Raw genomic sequence first — 19,989 nt, 5'->3', positions numbered from 1 at the left:
TCGAATTTAATATAACAACGCTAAGGAGAGCCAAGCGTGGCTTTAATATCTTTACGACAACTTTTGGATTATGCCGCCGAACACAGCTTTGCCGTGCCGGCTTTTAACATCAGTAATATGGAGCAAGTGCAGGCCATCATGCAGGCGGCGGATGCCTGTGACAGCCCGGTGATTATGCAAGGTTCGGCTGGCGCTAATCGCTATGCCGGCGAGGTGTTTCTGCGGCATTTGATCTTGGCTGCCGTCGAGCAATATCCGCATATTCCGGTGGTGATGCACCGCGATCACGCGCCATCGCCGGATATTTGCGCTCAAGCTATTCAATCGGGATTTAGTTCGGTGATGATGGACGGTTCGTTGCTGGAAGATATGAAAACGCCGGCGTCGTTTGTCTATAACGTCGAGGTGACCCGCCGCGTGGTGAATATGGCGCATGCCTGTGGCGTGTCGGTGGAAGGTGAAATCGGTTGCTTGGGTTCGCTGGAAAGTCAGCAGGATGCGGATCACAGCCGCTTGCTGACCGATCCCGACGAGGCGGTGGAATTTGTCAAACAAACCCAAATCGATGCGTTGGCGGTGGCCATAGGCACCAGTCATGGCGCGTATAAATTTAGCAAGCCGCCGACAGGCGAAGTGTTGGTGATCAGTCGTTTAAAAACCTTGCAACAGCGTCTGCCGAATATGCATTTTGTCATGCACGGCTCCAGCTCGGTGCCGCAAGACTGGTTGCAAGTTATCAACGCATACGGCGGCGATATTCCGGAAACCTATGGCGTGCCGGTGGCGGAAATTGTGGAAGGCATTAAATACGGGGTGCGCAAAGTCAATATCGATACCGATTTACGCATGGCCTCCACTGGCGCGATTCGCCGCTTTGTCGCCCAACCGGAACATGCCGCGGAATTGGATGCCCGCAAGATTTACCAAGCCGCCAGAGATGCGATGCAGACGCTTTGCCAGGCACGTTACGAAGTATTCGGTTCAGCTGGACACGCCGGTAAAATTAAAGCCAAGCCATTAAGCGAAATGGCGCAGCGCTATAAGTAGGCCATCGATGAGCCGCTCGGATCTCCGCAGATTGCGGGAAATCCGGGCACGGCCCTGCCGATGCGCGTCGTCGTTATTCCCACCTCTTGGTCGCGGACCCACAAACGCGACAGACTCAATTATTGCCGGAAAGCCCACTGGTCTCTGTTTTTTACCTGGCTGAACAAAGGTATTGAGGTTTAGGGCAGCTAAAGCCTTATCAGGTCGAACTTTAGCGGGCGCGATATTTGCGGATCGCTAAGAAGAGGGCTACCAATCCCCTCAAGTAATTTGAATTTAACCACCAAGGTTGGCGAGATATTCAGGCCCGCAAGCGGATTGACAGTCTTGTTAAGACAAAAAAAATAATCATCTTAAAAATGTTACAATCCCAGGCCGCTTAAGTTTGTCTGAAAGTGTGTAGTTCATTTATCTGTGATGCTGGAAACGGCCTGCGGCATAGTATTCGGGAGGTAAGGTGAGAATTTTAGTTGTGATTTTAATGGCATCGCTTGGATGGTCGATAGGCGCTTGCAGCAAGGCGAATCAGATCAATGCGCGGAGTTTGCAGTCTGCGCAGAAGTCCGTTTTTTATATTAAAGAGCATTTAGCGCTGGAGGAGCGGATACCGTTTGAGGTGGCCTATTGGCTGTTGCGCGATCAAATCAAGAACAATGATGAATTCTTGCAAGCCATTGACGGGAAAACCTCGAAAGAGTTGATCGATTTGGGGAAGGATAATTTCGCTAAACGCAAAGCCTCCGGTGATACGGAATATGCCCAGTATGAAAATTGGGAACAGATGATTTCAAAATCTATACAACAACGTGGCGTTCAAGACACTGCTGACAGTACTGATCCCCGCGATAAGAAGGGCTATCCGCGAGTCGATTACAAAATGCATGCGATGTAATTTAGTTCCAATGGCTACCCGCCATAAGAATTCGTTAGCTTGAATTTATTTAAAGCATGGATGAACTGGGACTGTTGTATGAAAAATAAAAAATAGTTCACACATTTATGGCATTTTGCTATCCTCGCAAAGAATCAGGTTTTGCTTAAGCCTGGAACTTATGCCGATCAGGCTGGATAGAGAGATCAGATATATGAAGGATGCCTTGCCGTTATTAGCAGTGTTGTTAGTGCTTGGAGATGTGAGCCTGGTTTTTGCCGAATCATCAGCTTATTTACCAGTTGTTGGAACGCAAGTACAGAAATCGAGTGCACAGCACCTTGACGAACTTCCTGACGTCGAGGTGGCTGAAAACGTCGAAAAAGCGGCAACCTTTTCCGGCACGACGGCGGTGATCGATAAAGAAACCTTGGCGCGCGACCAGGTATTTACCGTCAACGAAGCCTTGCGCAAGGCACCGGGCGTGTTTGTCCGCGACGAGGAAGGCTTGGGTATTCGCCCCAATATCGGTATACGCGGCATGAATCCGTTTCGGTCCACCAAGGTGTTATTTCTGGAAGATGGCTTGCCGTTCAACTTCGCGCCCTATGGCGACAACGACATTTACTATCATCCGCCGATTGAGCGCTACGACGGCATCGAAATTTATAAAGGCGCCGATCTGACCCAGTTCGGTCCGCAAACCCTTAGCGGCGCGGTGAATTATCTGACGCCGAAAGTGCCGACCAAGCCCGGCGGCTTTGCCAGTTTTACCGGCGGCAATCGCGACTATTTGAACGGTCACGTTCGTTACGGCGGCATGTTCAATGGCATTCCCGGTGTCGATAGCGCCGGCGGCACCATCGACTATATCCACAAGGAAGGCGATGGCGCCCGCGATAACACCTTCGCCAAGCTCGACGATGTCAATTTAAAGAGCATCATCGATATCGATGCCAGGCACCGCTTGACCTTGCGCGGCGACTTTTATCAGGAAGATTCGCAATCGACTTTCGGTTTGACCGAGGCCGAGTACCGCAACTTCGGCTCGCGTTACAACCCGTTCAAAAACGATCGTTTTACAACTAACCGCTGGGCGGCGTCGGCGACGCACGAATACAGTTTCAATAAAGATGTGACGCTGGAAACCAGTTTTTATTGGTCCGGATTTCACCGCGATTGGTGGCGGCAGGAAAATCAGCAGCCGACCGATACCGTGGGTTGCGGCACGGCGTTTCGCGCGGCCCGGATGAATGGCGAGGCCGTGAATGTCGATACCGATTGTCCGTGGGTGCGGGGTCGCTTGCGCGATTACGAAACCTGGGGCGTGGCACCCACTCTTCACGCCAAGCATGACTTGTTCGGCGTAGAAAGCCAGCTGGAAGCCGGGTTTCGCGCGCACATGGAAAGTCAATACCGGCGCACCGAGGAAGGCACATCGGGTATTGCTCGCAGCGGCACGCGCAGCGAATTTCAGGAACGTTTTGCCGAGGCCTATTCCGGTTTCGTGCAGAACAAATTGATCTGGCGCAACTGGACCGCAACACCCGGCGTGCGGGTCGAGTCGGTCAGTTACGAGCGTTTGAACAAGTTAAACGGCGCGCGGGGCGGTTCGTCGGTAACCGAGCCCTTGCCGTCGTTTGCGATGACCTATTCGCCGGTTGACGAAGCGACGCTGTTCTTTGGCGTGCATCGAGGGTTTGCGCCGCAACGGGTCGAGGATACGATTGGCGCCGACGGCAACAGTGTGGAGATCGGCGCCGAGAAAAGCTGGAATTTCGAGTTTGGCGTCCGTAGTCAACCGCTGCGCGGTATCAAAAGCGAGTTGACTTTCTTCCATAACGATTTCCAGGTACTCACCGCATTGGGTACGGTGGGCGGCAACGATTCGCCGGTCGCTCAGGGCTCGGCCCTGTTCGAGGGTGTGGAGTTTTTCAATCGGGTCGATTTGGGCGATGTGTTTGGCTGGAATCATAATCCTTATCTGCAAATTGCTTATACCTGGCTGCCGACCGCCGAATCGACATCGGCGTTCCGCTGCATGCTGCGCTCCAACGGCACGCCGCAGCCGGAAAGCAGTTGCCCGAGCGGCAATGTTTACGGTTCCGAAGCGGGAAAACGCTTGCCCTATGCGCCCGAAAACTTGCTGACCGCTACCGTCGGTTATTCGCATTCCAACGGCTTCGATGCGCATTTCGAAACGGTGTTCGTCGATCAACAATTTGGCGATTTCATGAATTTGCAAAGCGGTGCCCAGCATCCCAACGGTGCCGGCAGCGTGGAAGCCCTGTCCGGGCAATACGGCAAAGTTAACGAATACATCGTGGTCAATTTTGCCACCTCTTACAAAGTGCAAAAGAATCTGACTTTGCACGTCGCGTTGAAAAATATGTTGGATAACGATTATCTGGTAGACCGGGTGCGCGGTATGTTGCCGGGATCGCCACGGTTGGTGCAGGCAGGTATTAAATACGAATTTTGAGGGAATTATTAACGAAAAGAGGGTTAGAAAAAATAGTAAGAAAATTTATTTTAATTTCATAATAGTGCTAAAATTGCTCCGCATTCCGAATAATAAAAGTACAGTTTGTTAAGTTCTGGATATGTTTTTGCCGTCGGATTCTATGAAGGATTTTTTCGTGTATGAGGCTTAATGGCGCAATAAGTGCCTCAGAAGGAAATGCTGTTAATCTCGTTTAGAGTAAGTGCGTTTCTAATGCTTATTGCGCCTTTTTTAAGGAAACGCCAAACGAAATTGAAAATAACGTATTTTAGAGTTTTATCGAGTATTTAGCGGTTTTTTTTGCGATAAGAATTTAGGTCTGTGAGTTGATTTTTCGAATAACTTTGACTTTGCTTAAAGTCAAGTTCAATGCTGCCAGTTCGCGGAATAAATAATACCCTTACCGCACAAGGCATAGCGGAAATGCAAAATAGATATAAAGGACTTAGAAATTTAGCTTGCTAACAGGATGAAAAATTCAGTCAGCCGCGACCGGTTGAATTTCTATAGTTTCGGTAAACTCGGAAGTGGCTTGGCGCTTCTGTCTATGTGGTTAGCAGGGCATCAAGATTTTTATTTCAATACCTGCCAAATGCCAATCAAATTTTATGACTTAGTTTAGGGGAACGCTATGAATAGTAAGGCAAGATACTTTCAGATATTTGGTTTGGCGGCATTTTTGCTGCCGCTCTCTGTTGACGCACACCCCCTGCATATCGGGGCTGCGGAAGTTGGATTTCTAAGCGGCATAATTCATCCGCTAGAAAGTTTTGACCATATTTTAACGATGCTGGCCGTCGGATTGTGGTTATCTCGATCCGCCAAACAAACCATTTATCTCATGCCTTGGGCGTTTGTGGTTTTGATGTTAATCGGAGGCGGCCTGATTTTTATGCCTGTTGATTTAGTTCATGCCGAAATCATTATGAATTTATCGGTATTGCTGTTGAGCTTGATGCTGGCGTTTAGATTTAAGGCTTCATTACTTATAGAAGCGATTATCGGCGGTAATATCATGCTATTTCATGGTTACGTGCATGCCTATGACATATGGTTGGATGAGGATGCCTTAGCTTATACCGCTGGCTTCGCCATGATGACTGCGATGCTGATGGCAACCGGGATTGTTGTCAAAAACCGGCTGTTAAATTGCCTCGAAGCCAAATATCCGCTCGCAGGGCGGACGGTCTAACGCCAGTTTAAATGCGGAGATATTCTCGAATCCTGGTTTATACGAAAGGTCCCCAGATTAAATCATTCACGTTAAAAGGAGTACAAGATATCCTGAAATAAAATGCTACATTAAATACAGCCTTTGTTTACCTTAAAAAATAAATTATTCATCGAAGAGATTTAGATATGACATTAAAGAAAATATTTATCGCATTTATCATGTTTTTTGCAATGCTGGGTTTATCCGGTTCAGCATTTGCAAAAGAAGCCAAGAAAAATGTGCCTGAGATATTGAAAGATGTGGATGCTAAAGTTCAATTAGCCTTGAATGCCATTCCGTCAGGCAACTCGCAAGAAATTGCCACGCTGATTAAGGATATTTCCGAAAATGCCAGCGAGCTGAGCGCCAACTACAAATTTGAATTCGAACGTGACAAGGTGGTGCTGAGGTTGAAAAAAGCCAGAGACTTAGCAAAAAAATCTGATTTTGCAGGTACAGAACAAGAGCTGAAAGAAGTCCGCGAAGCATTTGCAAAATTGACAAACTACTTGTAACCGAAAATATCCGGACAAACATACAACCATGGACTGGTTCCCTGGTTGTATATCCTGCGCATAATCCGGTTTTTAACCAGCCTTAATTGCCGCTACCAAACGCCTGATTGGCGAACGGATTAAAGTTGGGTTGTACCACCACATTAAAACCAAAGGCGGTACTTTGGTGGCATGTATTACAGGCGGCGGTTAGCCCATTGTAATTATCTATAAATCCCTGCAAATTTTTGTCCTTGATAGCTTGTTCGATTCCCGCCAGTGGCTTATCCATATATCGGGCGATCAATTCCGGAATCGGCTGTTTAATTTCTTTGTGGGTGGGATGATACTTGCCGGCGTCCGCAAAGCCTTCGTGTAACTCATCGATTTCATATGCGGCTAGCTCCCAGTTTCGCTCCTGTCCGGCAAACCAAAGTTTGGTATGGCGAGCGGCTGTTTGCGCCATGATTTCACCCAGTCCGGGCGTAAAAAATGCGTTCTGTTGCTGCTCGTGTTCATGGTGATGTAAGTCGGCGCAGGCAAGTAATAAGCTGGTCGAGCCAATCAGCATGGTGGCAGCTAAGCGTGATAAGTTCATGATGGTCTCCTGAGCCGATGTTATTGGAAGTGGTTTTGGTAAGTTTTGGTCAATTCGGCAAGCGCTGCGATGGCACGCCGAAGTGGAATATAGCGTTTATCCCTTCGACCATTTGTAAGGCATTTTTGGATTTACGCAGGCTAGGCGTCGGCAGGTTTTGATCTCAACAGCCGAGGCAGGAAGTAAGCCAATGCCGCTACTAATATCCCGATCACAATGAAAAATATCCACAGCGGCTTTTCGGTGGCGGGTTGTTCGACAACCAAGGCGACTGTCAGTGGGATATGCAAGGCGCTAATTTCCGGATCTGTATGCAAATCCGTGTCGTTAACCAGTAATGTTGCTTGATATTTTCCGGGGGACTTAAAATCCACGCCCACGGAAACCACGCCCTGCTTGGCAACTGCCATCGGCAGTTCGGCAAGCGTTGCGCCGTCTTCGCGCAGAATTTTCAACGCCACCGGTTTTTTGCGAACGTCTCTATCCAGCAAATCCAAGGTAATCTGGGTTTTGCCCACTGACGGGATGTCGATGCATTCCGCAGTCGGCAGGGTTTTGCTGTCCTTGGTTTGGCTGGGATCGAATTGGTAGGCCGCGAAGTTGACCACATAGTAATTGTTGCTTTGCATGCATCCGTACATGTCAAAGGCGCCGCCCACGCCTTTTCGATTGCCGCCCAGCGGCACCGAGGCGCCGGCTTGCCAGGCAAACGCGCAAAGTAGCGTGGCTAGCAGCCAGGTTTTCAAAGTAGTCATGGTTTTACCTCGGTGCTGTCGGTCACTGTAAATTTCAGTACGCCGCTGACGATCAATCCGTCCTCAGTGACGACCCGGTAACGGATCGCGTGCGGGCCGGGCTGCAAGGCTCTGGTGCTGGCGGTTAGGCGATGGCGTTCGCCGAGCACCAGCCGGGTATCCGCATTGTCGACACGTTTGCCCTGGCCATCAACGACTACCACGGAGGGTGAGCGTTCGCTGACATTGCCGCTAAACCAGAGTTTGATATTGCCATCAAAGTTCGCTACCTCGGTATTGTCTTTGGGCTCGGATTTGAGCAATACGCCTTCCGCAAGGCATGCCAAACTGAAGCCCATTAGCACCAGTGCGGCGGCGATTGTTTTCGCGGTCTTGTGAGTCATAAATGTCAGCCAGCCTTTTCAGAATAATGCGGCAATAAATAGCACGATGGGGTCGGAAAGCGGATGGAAGAAGCCCAGTGTAATCAAGCCTAAGGCGGCGATAAAAACCTTAGTCCAAGCGCTTAGCGATAAATTTTGTTTGCGCCAGAGCACATGGAATAGCAGCCAGCTGACAAACCATACGAACAACGCCAGGGTTTCTTTGCCGGTGTAAGAGCCGATACTGCCGTCGGGACCGCTGCCCTGTGAGCCGGGTATCCAATAACCAAAGCTGTGTACCATGTTGTCCAGTCCGGGGGAAAGCCTGGAAATATGGTGGCTGACCATTAGCGTGAAAAAGGCCAACAACACCGATAAGCTGGCGGCTACTGCCGGACCTGTATAGGCTGTTCGCTCTGTGCTTGGCTGCTGAAGTTGATCAGGTTTCATCGTAAGCTCCCTAAACGAAACGCAATTTGGCCAGAATCAGGCCGACTACGAAGCCGAGCATCAAAAAGCTCCAGGACACCAGGATAGTGATGCCGACAAATTTGCATAAGTCGCGACGGATTTGCATCGGCAGGCCGTAGTAATAGAGTAGTACGGTGGCGGACAGCATTAACGGAAACGGGAACAGCGAGATGAATTCCTTGAATTCCATCAATACGTTATGAAACAGCGGTCGATGTGCCAAGATCCAGTCGCGCGGTCCGTCCTGGCCCCGATAGCGCATATAGATCCAATTACCGCTAATCGCGCCGGCCAAATTCAGCAAGGTGGCGGCCAGCAACCAGCGACGCAACGACTCCAAATTGACTTTCATACCTTTAATCAAAGGAAAAGCTCTATGCGTCAAAAAGGTGCCGACTAATACGGCCAAAATGGCGCTTACGCCGTGTATGCCGGCTTTCAGGCTGTAGGCGGACGGAAACCAGAAATCCGCGGCTACAAGCGTGAGCAACAGCAAGAGTGCGATCAAAATCTGACTGCGTATCAGAATCTTGGTGAAGTTATCGTGCGTGTATTGCCCGGCGGACATGAAATGCCTCTATCAAAAAGTGAGCCGGAAAACCGGTGGAATGTTATCTGTTTCGGCAATGGCTGGGCCGCCCCCGCGTCAGTAGAGATGGGCTTGCGTTATAATTCTGTGGTTTCCCATAACAATAAGCATAGGAGCAGACTGTGGAGCGTTTTACCATCTCACTCAGCGACGAACTGGCCGCGCAATTCGACCAATGGATAGCTGCGCATAGTTATTCGAACCGTTCAGAGGCTGTCCGCGACATACTACGCAAGGAAATAGAAACCAAGCGTCTGGTTCAGGATCAAGCCATCTACAGTATTGCCACCTTGTCTTATGTCTACAATCATCACGAGCGCAATCTGGCGGAACGTTTGACCAACCACCAACACGAAGCCCACGATCTGGTGGTGTCATCTATGCACGTGCATCTGGATCACGATGACTGTCTGGAAACTTTGTTTCTGCGCGGTTTAACGGCGCAAATTCGCTCACTCGCCGATAAATTGTCTGCCGAAACCGGTGTACGGCACAGCTCCCTTAACCTGATACCCATAAAAATTGCTACCTTGCAACATTCCCATCACGGTCATTCTTCGCACGCCCACTTTCATACGCACAGTTAAAAAGCGACTAGCCCGCTATAGCATCTTGTCAACTGAGCAATAGGTCGCAGAATGCAGACTTAAGAATGTTTTTTTTATTTTCATACACAATCAACCTCAATGTCTAGTTCGGTTTTTCGCAGCGAAGCGATTGAACGCGAATTGCGGATGGGTTTCCATAGAAAACCGTGGACAATCTGCTTGGGTTTTTGACGGCTACAGGGTGTGGCGCAAGCCTTGCCAATGCTTGCTTTAAGCGGCTGATTCGGCTGAATTCGCGGCATTCTCAAAAATGCCGAAACCGCAACGTATACTGAAATTTAAGCGCGAAATTTTTAAATTCATATTTTTGCGGTATCATCTGACCCCTCTTCAAGTAGCGCAAACGCTTTGCCATAGACACCATGAAATCCAGTCCTACCAGCAAATTTGCCGATGCCGGACGTAGTCCCGGCAAGCTATTGCTATCGTTTGGGTTGCCGTTTTTGTTGTTGTTGGCCTTTTTGAGCACGCAATTTATCGATTTCGATGATATAGGGTGGAGTAACGGTTTTAATCACCCCCTGATCGGTCTCGATCACTTGGTCACCATGTTGGCCGTGGGTATCTGGGCTGCGCAATTGCGCGGACAGGCCATCTGGATGTTGCCGCTGGCCTTCGTCGGCGTGATGAGTTTGGGTGGATTGGCCGGTGCGGCCGGCATCGCGCTTCCCAGCGTCGAAGGCATCATCCTGTTGTCGTGCGCGGTGTTCAGCGTATTGATTACCCGCAAGGTGCGTTTCAGCGCCAAAGTTAACGTGTTGATCGTGGCGTTTTTTGCGTTCTTCCACGGTTACGCGCACGGTCAGGAAATATCCACCTCGGCCAGTTTGATTTCATACACCTTGGGCTTCATGCTGGCGACCTTGCTGTTGCATGGCGCGGGGATATTGGTCGCCAAACTGGTGGTGTTTTGCGTCACGTGTCTGTTGACTGCGATGTTTGCGAACGCGGCATTGGCCAAATCCGCTGATGCTGACCGTGAAGACCATTTGAATGCGCCTGCCAAATTACTGGTGCACCATGCCGGTTTGCCGCAAACAACTTCAACTTGGTGGGCAATGCAGGCCGCGGGAGGGGACTATGCTCGTTCGCTCGCCCTGCAACTAGAGCTTATCGCTGATTTGCAAGCATGCCGAGACATGGCAAGCGTTGCTGTCACGCACGGGGCTGTTGGTAAGCTAAAACTATCGTTTAACAAGCCTCAGGGTGGCAGTGGTGCTCAAGATTATCGCTTGCTTGTCGACACCCAACCTTCTCAGCTTGTAGCTATTTGCCCGGATCGAGCGTTGTTCGACGCCGATCATCTGGTCAATGCCGGATTAGATTTCAAGCACTATTACCGGGATGTCAACCACACCCCCGGCAAGCATCTGCTCAGCAACGGCGTCGGCCTCACTTCGCCGCCCGTTTCGAAAGTTTTAGCCTCCTCGCAAGCGTTTCAAAATTCCTGCACCACCTCGAATTCCTTCATTGAAGAGTTTGCTCTTCAAGCGAAATTTGCCCGACCTTACAGCGGCAATCTCCCTACCCAAACGACCATACACTTCAGGCCTGATGGCGCCGTTGGCAATCAAGATCCTAGTCGGCATTCTGCCAGCGCCCGCTTGGTTTGCCCTACAAATTTTCTATCGTCTTTAACCGCCGAGGCTAAGTCTCTAGGCGGGATTGTTAGCATTCATTTGCTTTGGGTAAGCCAATTGCGCTTGCCGTTTGCAATGTCAGTAAAACCGCTCGACAGAGCGATTCCCTATCCAAACATAACAATAAAAACCAACAAAGTATTCAACTTATGAGGAAGACAATGCACAGCCAAACTCACGTCCGCCGAGCCCAAGTCGTTTATGCGCTAACACCTGTTAACGGTCAGTAAAGGAGCTGAAATGAATCCGTATAACGCCATGATGAAAAAGAAACCGTTGATTGTTGCCCTGGAAATCATTTTGGGCCTAAGCTGCGCGACCTTGCAGGCCGCGCCAAGTGCCGAGCCGGTTGAGCAGGAGACACAATCCGAGCCTGCGGAACAGGTTAAACAGCCGAGGAAAACCAAGCATGCCGCGAAGGCTGAAAAAGCCGAAGAACTGGAAGCAGTAGCGGTAGAGGAAGATGGTAGAGGCAAAAACCTGATCGGCATCGCCGGTTCAGCCTCACAAGGCGAGGTTGACCAGAAACAATTTGAACACCGGCCGTTCTCCCGCAACGGCGAACTGATCGAGGTCGTCCCCGGTGCGGTGGCGACGCAACACAGCGGCTCCGGCAAGGCCAACCAGTACTTCCTGCGCGGTTTTAACCTGGATCACGGTACCGATTTCACGACTTACGTGGATGGCATCCCGATGAACATGACCACCCATGCGCATGGTCAAGGTTATATGGACATCAACAGCATCATTCCCGAGCTGGTGAAAAAAGTCGAATATGGCAAAGGCCCGTATTATGCGGAAGTGGGCGATTTCTCGGCGGCCGGTTACGCCAAGATGTTCACAGTAGACAAGTTAGATAAGGGTATCGCCAAATTTACCGCCGGGTCGTTCGATTACTACCGGACCCTAGTTGCCAATTCCTCCAAAGTGGGCGATGGCGATTTGCTGTATGCCGGCGAATTCAATCTCTACAACGGCGTTTGGGAAGTGCCGGAAGACTCTAAAAAGTTCAACGGCCAGCTGCGTTACACGCTGGATCGTGGCGATTGGGGCATGTCGATTAACGGCAAGGCTTACACCAATAGCTGGACCGCTACCAATCAGATTCCCCAAGCAGCTGTCGACAACGGCAGCATCGGCTTGTATGGCAGTATGGACCCGACCGACGGTGGCGAATCCAACCGCTACAGTGTCTCCAGCAGTTTTTGGAATCAAGGCGACAATTGGAAGAACGATGCCAATCTGTACGCGCTGTATACCGATTTGCACTTGTTTTCCAATTTCAGCGGTTTTACCCGCGGCCCGGAAGGCGACCAGATTCTGCAATCCGAACGCCGTATCCAAACCGGTGGCCATTTCGAACATACCCGCTATAACAAGCTGTTTGGGTTTGAAATGGACAACAGTGTCGGCTTGCAATTTCGCAACGATCAGATTCTGGATTTAGGTCTGTATGAGACTCAGGCCCGGCAAATCCTGAATACCGTCAGCAAAAGCAATGTCGGTGTGACTACTGTCGGTACCTATTTTAAAAATACCACGCACTGGCATGAAAAAGTCCGCACCGTCGCCGGTTTGCGCGGTGATTTCATCAACAATGAGGTTGAGGTGCTGGATAACAAGAACCACGATCCCGGCATCAACGCAGCCAACTCCGGTAGCCGTGGCAAAGCGATGGTTAGTCCGAAGTTAAGCTTGGTGGTCGGCCCTTGGTACGACACCGAATATTTCTTCAACGTCGGCTATGGCTATCATTCCAACGATGCGCGCGGTACTACCTTGCAAGCCAATCCCAATGACGGCAGCCCGGTCGATTCGGCCGCAGCTAGAATCAGGCCTGCTGCCTGGTCGCGCGGCGGCGAGGCGGGTATTCGTAGTAATTACATTCCCGGTTTGAGCAGTACCTTTGCTCTATGGTGGTTAGAGTCCAGCCAGGAGCTGGTATTCGTCGGCGACGAGGGCACTACCGACGTCACCGGCAAATCGCATCGTTACGGTGTCGAGTTCACCAACTATTACAAACCCTTCGAGTGGCTGACGCTAGACGCCGATTTTGCCTTGACCACCGCCAAGTACGCAGCCGATAACGCGTATATCCCCAACTCGGTAGGCCGTGTCGTTTCTACCGGCGCTACCATCGAGGCGCCGAACGGATTGTTCGGTACCATCCGCTTGCGCCATTTCGGACGAGTTTATCTGGGACAGGATGATAACGGCGCCGATCAATGGTCAGGCGACACCAACATCGTCAACCTGGGAGCCGGCTATAAGCAAAAGCAATACAAGTTTGAAATCGATATATTCAATATCCTCGGTTCGCAAAGCAACGACATCGCCTATGCCTACGGCTATGAATATCCGCAAGGTTCGGCCGGTTCCGGCATCCTGAAACATCCGGTCGAGCCACGCATGGTGCGCGGCACCATCACGGTCAATTTTTAAGGACCGCCAGATGAAATTTCGTACTTTGAAAGACTTAAGAGGGTTGGTGGCTGTGCTGATGATGTCGCAGTCTATGTGGGTCTACGCGCATCCGCCGGGCTTGAGCTCCTTGGATGTGACCATTAAACCCGCGCAACTCGATGCCAAAGTCACGTTTGCGTTGCAAGACATCGAAGCCTTCACGCCGATGGATGCCGATTTGGACGCGGAGGTGACCGATGCCGAACGTGAAGCGGCCAAGCCGGCTATTGCCAAACTGTTGGCCGAGCAACTGCGCGTGAATATCGATAGCCATGATGTTCTGCCCAGCGAACCAGGACAGGTCAGTTTCGACGAGCAAAATAATGCGCGGGTGGAACTGCACTATGCGGGGCCGGTGCAAACCGCTTTGTTAGTGCAGTCGAAGTTTTTGGCTTTGCTGCCCGACGGCCATCAGCAGTATTTGACGGTCAGGGACGCCAACGGCAAAGCGCTCAGCGAGAAAATGCTCGGCAAACACGACGACCAAATCAGTTTACCAATCGCCAACGTCGCGGCCGCGGAGTCCCCCCAAGCTCCGTTCGCGGCGTTTGGCGATTTTTTTAAACTGGGCATCGAGCACATCCTCACCGGTTACGATCATTTGCTGTTCCTGTTCGCGCTGTTGGCGGTGACTCATAGCTTTTGGCCGGCCTTGAAAATCATCACGTTCTTTACCATCGCCCATTCCATCACGCTGGCTTGCGCCGGGCTTAATCTGATTGAATTGCCGAGCAGTTTCGTCGAGCCGTTTATTGCCGCGACGATTATCTACGTGGGGGTAGAAAACATCATCCGCGGCGACCATCCCAAGGGCCGGCATTGGCTGACCTTTGGCTTCGGTTTGATTCATGGTTTTGGGTTTGCCGGGGTGTTACAGGAAATGGACATTTCTTCCGGCGACACCGGCATCTTGCTGCCCTTGTTGTCGTTCAACTTGGGCATAGAAACCGGGCAAATCGCCGTCGCCGCTATCGTGTTGCCGATGATCTGGTGGTTGAACAATCAGGTCGAGGCCTCTGCGAAATTTTTGAGAGGCGGCTCGGTCGCGGTCAGTTTGATGGGAGCATTCTGGTTGGTGGAGAGAACCATGTTGTAAATAAAACCGAACGGCGGCTTTGCTAAGCCGCCGTAAAACTCGCAAGGCCGGCTCAAGCTGGTCTGACTCAATCCCAATCCGAAAAAAATGGTTCTTTCGAGCCACGGCCCGTTATTGCCTGTCGTTTAGGTTAATGCGGCTGCCGTATGTCGAGCAAGAGATTGATTGGTAAAGATTTTTTAATAAAACAACAACAATTTTATAGAGGAGGAAGGCCGTGGAACTCACCCATACGCTAGAACAAATTCTGTACATGATCTCGTCGTCGCTCTACCTGCCGGTATTGCTGATCGTCACCTTACTGGCCGCTTATTCGGTCTACACCTGTGGCCGCTTGGCGCAGGAATGGCTCGAGCGGCGCCAAGCCGGATCGCGTACGGTGCGCTTATTTACTCTCGATCTGGCTGTCGCGCTGGGTCGCCAGCAACGCGCCAATGCCGCGCCGCTGGATGTCGAACTGGAACTGTTACTGCAAACACATGAGCATCGGCAATTGATCAAACTGGATCAGGTGCGTTTCGTCATTAAATTGGGGCCAGCGCTGGGCTTGATGGGTACTTTGATTCCGATGGGCATTTCCCTGGCCGCCTTGGCGCAAGGCAATATTCCCAGCATGGCCGGCAGCATGGTCACGGCCTTTACAGCCACCGTCACCGGTCTGGGTTGCGGTGTGATTACCTATTTGGTGGCACTGGTGCGCGAGCAATGGTTGCGCGCCGATTTTGCGGCGATGCGCCACCAGGCCGAACTGGCCGCCAGCCGGGTATTGGATGTGCAGGATTTGGCAATCGAGGAGGACGGCCATGCGCTATCTGAGACGCTCTAGTCTGCACCGCAACAGCGAGCCGTTGGAAGACCCGATTGCCGGCGTCGCCAATTTGTTCGACGCCAGCGTGGTGTTCATTGTCAGCATGATGGTGGCCTTGTTCATGGCCTACAACATGCTGGATCTGATGAACCCGGAATCGACGGTAACCATGACCAAGGAAAACGCCGATGGCACCATGGAAATCGTCAGCAAGAAAGGCTCGCAAATCAAGGTATCCAAAGTCACCGACCGCAAACTCAGCGGTTCCGGCGAGCGTTTGGGCACCGCCTATCGATTGAATGACGGCAAGGTGATTTATGTACCTGAATAAATATCGGGCTTGGCTGCTGACCCTGCTGCTATGGCTGGCGGCCGGCTCGGCCACTGCCGAAACGCCCATCAACCTGAGCCTGATCCTCGGCGACCTGGATTCGCAAACCGCCGTCGCGGCCACCGCCAAACTGCAAAACGATCCGCTGTTGCAAGGCGTGAAGTTGCGTGTTTATTCCAGCTCCAAATTGGCCCAGGCCGATCAGGCCGAAATGCAACAGTCCAATCTGGTATTGGCGCAGATCACCGGCCGCGGCATTCTGCGCGAGGGCGGCGAGGTGTTTAAACAGATCGCCGCGCATGGTGGCAAGCTGTACGCGGTGGGTTTGAGTTACGACGCCGATTTCGCCGACTACGGCCTGCAACTGGATAAAGACCTGCAAGCCTATATGTCGGCCGGCGGCGCGGACAATGCCGCCAATATGGTCCGGCTGGCCTTGGCTAAACTCAAAAACGTCCAGGCCGACATCGCAGAGCCGCAAGCCCAGCCGGAAATCGGCGCCTTCGATGTACGCAGCAAGCAATTGTTTGCCGACTTCGACAGCTACCAAAAAGCTTATGCCGGTTACAAAGCCGACCGGCCCTGGATCGCGATTTTGTTTTACCGCTCCTCGGCCTTGTCCGGCCAAACCGATACGGTAAAAACGCTGGCCGAACAACTGGAAGCCAAGGGTTACAACGTGCTGCCGGTATTCGGCTATCCCTACGACAAAACCCTGGAAAAAATGCTGGTCGATGGCAACGGTAAATCTCGCGTCGAAGCTATCGCCGCGCTGGCCTTGAAGATCGGCGCCAGCCCGGACAAGACCGTTCCCACACTGACGCGTCTGGGCGTGCCGGTGCTGAACGGCATCGCCTTGAACAGCCAAAGCCAGGTGCAATGGACCGAATCGGCGACCGGTCTGGATGTGATGGAACGGGCCTGGCAAGTGGCCTTACCGGAATTCGCCGGCGAAATTGCCCCGACCGTGGTCGCCAGCAAGGAAAGCGTGCACGATAAAGCCACCGGCCAGGATTTCGTCCGCGAAGTGCCGATCCCGGAGCGCATCGCCCGCTACGCCGACCGTTTAGACAAATGGGCCAAGTTGCGCCATACCGCCAACGCCGACAAAAAAGTCGCGCTGCTGTATTACAACTACCCGCCCGGCAAGGAAAACATCGGCGCGTCGTATTTGAACGTGCTGCCGGAATCGCTGTTGAACATCATGCAGCGCATGCGCCAGGAAGGCTACCAGTTGGGCGACGCGCCAACCGACGGCGCAGCCTTGAAAGCGGCCGTGAAAAATCACGGCATCAATCTGGGTAACTGGGAACCGGGCGCGATTGCCGAAGCCGCCGCCAGCGGCCGCGCGGTCTTGTTGCCAATTGCCGATTATCGAAAATGGTTCGATGCCTTGCCGGAAACCTTCAAGGCGGCAATGCTGAAAGCCTGGGGCAAGCCGGAAGACAGCAAGATCGGCTCCTGGACCGACAGCAAAGGCGAACGCTTTTTGATCCTGCCGGCGCTGCAATACGGCAATCTGCTGCTCGCGCCGCAACCGTCGCGCGGCTGGGAGCAGGACGTCAAAAAGCTTTATCACGACGTGAGCATGCCGCCGCACCATCAATATGTGGCGTTTTATTTGTGGCTGCAAAAAGGCTACCGCGCCGATGCGATGATTCATCTCGGCACCCACGCCACCCACGAATGGCTGTCCGGTAAGGAAGTCGGCTTCACGGCCGCCGATCCCGGCGAGATTTTGATGGCCGACGTGCCGCAAATTTACCCCTACATCATGGACGACGTCGGCGAAGCCTTGCAGGCCAAGCGCCGGGCGATGGCCACTATCATTTCCCACATGACGCCGCCGCTGGACAAGGCCGACTTAAATCCGGAACTGGCCAAACTGGCGGGTTTGCTGGATGACTACAACGTCGCTGCCCAAAAAAGCGAGCAATTGGCGAAGATTCGGCTGGACGAGATTAATCAAATCGCCAGCAAGGCCGGCTTGTTGAAAGACCTGAAAATGGAACGGGCCGAAACCGGAGACCAGTTGGAAGAGCTGGAGCATTACCTAAAGGAAATCCGCGAGAAAAAAGTGCCGCTGGGTTTGCATACCTTTGGTAAGGCGCCGGACGAAGCGGCTAGACAGCGTTTCGCCGAAGCCATCGTCGCCCGCGATCCCAAGCTGAAAGGCGAGGCGTTGAAACAAAAAATCCAGGCTACGGCCAAATTGCTGGCAGACAGCGCCAACGCCGAAATGGACGCGCTGATCGATGCGCTGGCCGGCCGCTACATCCCGGCCGGTAGCGGCGGCGATCCGTTGCGCAACCCGGATGCCTTGCCGACCGGCAAGGATTTGTACGGTTTCGACCCGTCGCGGATTCCCAGCGAGGCGGTGTACAACGAAGGCGCGCGGCTGGCAGAGCAAGTGGTCGCTGACTTTAAAAAGCAGCACGGCCAGTATCCGGAACGGCTGGTGTTCAATTTGTGGGGCGTGGAAAGCTCGCGCCATGAAGGCGTGATGGAAGCCGAAATCCTGCATCTGCTCGGCGTCAAACCGCATTGGGACGAACGCGGCCGCACCCAGGGCGTGGACGTCATCGCCCGCGACAAACTGGGCCGGCCCAGGGTCGATGTCACCATCATCCCGTCGGGTTTGTACCGCGACTTGTTCGCGTCGGTGATCAAACTGCTGGATCAGGCTGAAACCAAGGCGCAGGAACAAGACGAGCCTGACAACCCGTTGCGCCGGCATATCCAGGAAACCCAGGCCGAGTTGATGAAACGCGGCTTGAAAGCCGAGGAAGCGCTGGACATGGCTTCGGCGCGCTTGTTCAGCGTACCGTCCGGCGCCTACGGCACCAATCTGGACCGGGCGATTCCGTTGTCCAACACCTGGACCGACGAAAAGCAACTGGCCGACGTGTTCTTTAACCGCATGCACCACGTCTACGGCCGTGGCCATTGGGGCGAAGCGGCCAGCAAGGACGCAACGCTGGCGGTGGATTTGTTCAAACTGTCGTTGAAGGACACCGACGCGGTGATCCACAGCCGCTCCAGCAACGTCTACGCTACGCTGGACGGCGACGACTTCTTCCAATATCTGGGCGGCACCGCGATGGCGGCGCGGCAGGTCAACGGTAAAACGCCGGAAGTACTGGTTGCCGACTTGGCCGACCCGACCGCCGCCAAGACCATGAGTCTGGAGCGCTACCAGGGCCGGGAAATGCAAAGCCGCTACCTAAACCCGAAATGGATAGAGTCGATGTTGAAAGAAGGTTACTCGGGAGCGCGCTTCATCAATATGGTCGCGGAAAACCTGTGGGGCTGGCAGGTGACGGTGCCGGAAGCGGTCGGCGCCGAGAAATGGCAGGCCATGTACGAAACCTATGTCGAGGACAAATACCAGCTCGACATCCAGAAAAAGTTCGAACAGGCCGACAACCTGCTGGCTTACCAAGCCATGGTGGATCGGATGCTGGTGGCGGTGAACAAAGGCTATTGGAAGGCCGATCCGGCGGTGAAAGCCAAGTTGGAGCAGGTTAACCGGGAAGTGATCGCCAAGGCCGGCGTGGCTTGCAACAAGGACACCTGCAGCAGCCCGGAAATCACCAAACTGGCCGAGCAGCAGGATGCGGCCAAGGCTGCGAAAGCCGCCGCGCCGGGTGCGCAGGCGCAACCACCGGCGGCTTCGGCGTCTCAGCCGCCACCGCAGCCGACCCAAGCCCAGCAGCAAGCTCAAGCTCAACAATCGCCGGCCCAGACTCAAGCCGCGCCGAATACCGCCAAGCCGCTGGAAGGCTATGAAATGGAAGAGAAGAAAACTGCCAGCGAGAACGCCGAACAGCAACAAACCTTGAGTGCGGCGCAAAGCTGGTGGTTGGGCTTCGTGGTCTTGCTGTTGTTTGTGATCGGTTATCTGCGCGGTTATTGGGAGCAAGGGCGGCAAAAACCTAAAAGTCCCGGCTGACGGCGTTCCCGCGAAGGCGGGAACCTCAGAATACCGGAAATCTGAATCGCCGCTTTGGCGGCGATGACTAGGTTTTTTGGGCCTATTGGCCGTCTCGCCGTGATAGACGCAATGCCCTGAGCGGTTTGCTCTCGATGTAAGAAAAATTAAAAATAAATCCAACACAACCACATAAAGCCGTTTTTGTT

General features: G+C 52.7%; 17 protein-coding genes. 12 read left to right on the top strand and 5 right to left on the bottom strand.

Features of this window, described 5'->3' with window-relative positions:
• Nucleotides 1–36: 36 nt before the first annotated feature.
• The 5 genes from fba (at nt 37) to EBB_RS25240 (ending at nt 6,149) form a co-directional block, all read left to right on the top strand.
• Nucleotides 37–1,047 carry a class II fructose-bisphosphate aldolase gene (gene fba, locus EBB_RS25260; protein WP_192396380.1) on the top strand — a complete coding sequence of 337 codons (1,011 nt, stop codon included), beginning with the start codon at nt 37–39 and terminating at the stop codon, nt 1,045–1,047.
• Between the two features lie 457 nt (nt 1,048–1,504).
• Nucleotides 1,505–1,939 (top strand): hypothetical protein, encoded by a 435-nt coding sequence (locus EBB_RS25255; RefSeq protein WP_229427642.1) that lies wholly within the window; start codon nt 1,505–1,507, stop codon nt 1,937–1,939.
• Nucleotides 1,940–2,132: 193 nt separating this feature from the next.
• On the top strand, nt 2,133–4,400 hold the full coding sequence (locus EBB_RS25250; RefSeq protein ID WP_192396379.1) for a TonB-dependent receptor family protein: 2,268 nt from the start codon (nt 2,133–2,135) through the stop codon (nt 4,398–4,400).
• A gap of 652 nt (nt 4,401–5,052) precedes the next feature.
• Nucleotides 5,053–5,613, top strand: a complete 561-nt coding sequence (locus tag EBB_RS25245) for a HupE/UreJ family protein (RefSeq protein ID WP_192396378.1) — start codon at nt 5,053–5,055, stop codon at nt 5,611–5,613.
• Nucleotides 5,614–5,780: 167 nt separating this feature from the next.
• Entirely contained in the window at nt 5,781–6,149 is a 369-nt protein-coding gene (locus tag EBB_RS25240) for a hypothetical protein (protein ID WP_192396377.1), read from the top strand.
• Between the two features lie 82 nt (nt 6,150–6,231).
• Here EBB_RS25240 and EBB_RS25235 read toward each other — a convergent pair whose 3' ends face one another.
• The 5 genes from EBB_RS25235 to EBB_RS25215 form a co-directional block, all read right to left on the bottom strand.
• Nucleotides 6,232–6,726 carry a hypothetical protein gene (locus EBB_RS25235; RefSeq protein WP_192396376.1) on the bottom strand — a complete coding sequence of 165 codons (495 nt, stop codon included), beginning with the start codon at nt 6,724–6,726 and terminating at the stop codon, nt 6,232–6,234.
• Between the two features lie 140 nt (nt 6,727–6,866).
• A complete protein-coding gene (locus EBB_RS25230) occupies nt 6,867–7,481 on the bottom strand; it encodes a hypothetical protein (protein WP_192396375.1) in 615 nt (204 codons plus the stop codon).
• Nucleotides 7,478–7,864: a copper resistance CopC family protein gene (locus tag EBB_RS25225; RefSeq protein ID WP_192396374.1), complete on the bottom strand. Its 387-nt coding sequence runs from the start codon at nt 7,862–7,864 to the stop codon at nt 7,478–7,480. The genes EBB_RS25230 and EBB_RS25225 overlap by 4 nt, the downstream gene beginning before the upstream one ends.
• An 18-nt stretch (nt 7,865–7,882) precedes the next feature.
• The gene (locus EBB_RS25220) at nt 7,883–8,293 is read right to left on the bottom strand and encodes a hypothetical protein (protein ID WP_192396373.1); all 411 of its coding nucleotides are present in this window, start codon (nt 8,291–8,293) and stop codon (nt 7,883–7,885) included.
• 10 nt (nt 8,294–8,303) lie between these two features.
• Nucleotides 8,304–8,882, bottom strand: a complete 579-nt coding sequence (locus tag EBB_RS25215) for a hypothetical protein (protein ID WP_192396372.1) — start codon at nt 8,880–8,882, stop codon at nt 8,304–8,306.
• A gap of 143 nt (nt 8,883–9,025) precedes the next feature.
• On the opposite strand from EBB_RS25215, the gene nikR reads away from it, so the two are divergent.
• The 7 genes from nikR to EBB_RS25180 all read left to right on the top strand — a co-directional run bounded on the left by nikR (nt 9,026) and on the right by EBB_RS25180 (nt 19,801).
• Nucleotides 9,026–9,490, top strand: a complete 465-nt coding sequence (nikR, locus tag EBB_RS25210; RefSeq protein WP_192396371.1) for a nickel-responsive transcriptional regulator NikR — start codon at nt 9,026–9,028, stop codon at nt 9,488–9,490.
• A gap of 383 nt (nt 9,491–9,873) precedes the next feature.
• Nucleotides 9,874–11,304 carry a HupE/UreJ family protein gene (locus tag EBB_RS25205; protein WP_192396370.1) on the top strand — a complete coding sequence of 477 codons (1,431 nt, stop codon included), beginning with the start codon at nt 9,874–9,876 and terminating at the stop codon, nt 11,302–11,304.
• Between the two features lie 87 nt (nt 11,305–11,391).
• Nucleotides 11,392–13,593 carry a TonB-dependent receptor gene (locus EBB_RS25200; protein ID WP_225587759.1) on the top strand — a complete coding sequence of 734 codons (2,202 nt, stop codon included), beginning with the start codon at nt 11,392–11,394 and terminating at the stop codon, nt 13,591–13,593.
• A gap of 10 nt (nt 13,594–13,603) precedes the next feature.
• The gene (locus EBB_RS25195; protein ID WP_192396369.1) at nt 13,604–14,710 is read left to right on the top strand and encodes a HupE/UreJ family protein; all 1,107 of its coding nucleotides are present in this window, start codon (nt 13,604–13,606) and stop codon (nt 14,708–14,710) included.
• A gap of 217 nt (nt 14,711–14,927) precedes the next feature.
• Nucleotides 14,928–15,536, top strand: a complete 609-nt coding sequence (locus EBB_RS25190) for a MotA/TolQ/ExbB proton channel family protein (protein WP_229427641.1) — start codon at nt 14,928–14,930, stop codon at nt 15,534–15,536.
• Nucleotides 15,514–15,849, top strand: a complete 336-nt coding sequence (locus EBB_RS25185; RefSeq protein WP_192396368.1) for a DUF2149 domain-containing protein — start codon at nt 15,514–15,516, stop codon at nt 15,847–15,849. The genes EBB_RS25190 and EBB_RS25185 overlap by 23 nt, the downstream gene beginning before the upstream one ends.
• Nucleotides 15,836–19,801 (top strand): cobaltochelatase subunit CobN, encoded by a 3,966-nt coding sequence (locus EBB_RS25180; RefSeq protein WP_192396367.1) that lies wholly within the window; start codon nt 15,836–15,838, stop codon nt 19,799–19,801. Before EBB_RS25185 ends, EBB_RS25180 begins: the two co-directional genes overlap by 14 nt.
• The last annotated feature ends 188 nt before the right edge of the window (nt 19,802–19,989 follow it).

Source organism: Methylomonas fluvii, assembly GCF_014850975.1.
Lineage (GTDB): Bacteria > Pseudomonadota > Gammaproteobacteria > Methylococcales > Methylomonadaceae > Methylomonas > Methylomonas fluvii.
The sequence above is the reverse complement of the archived record's forward strand: the minus strand, read 5'-3'. Positions and strand labels throughout refer to the sequence as shown.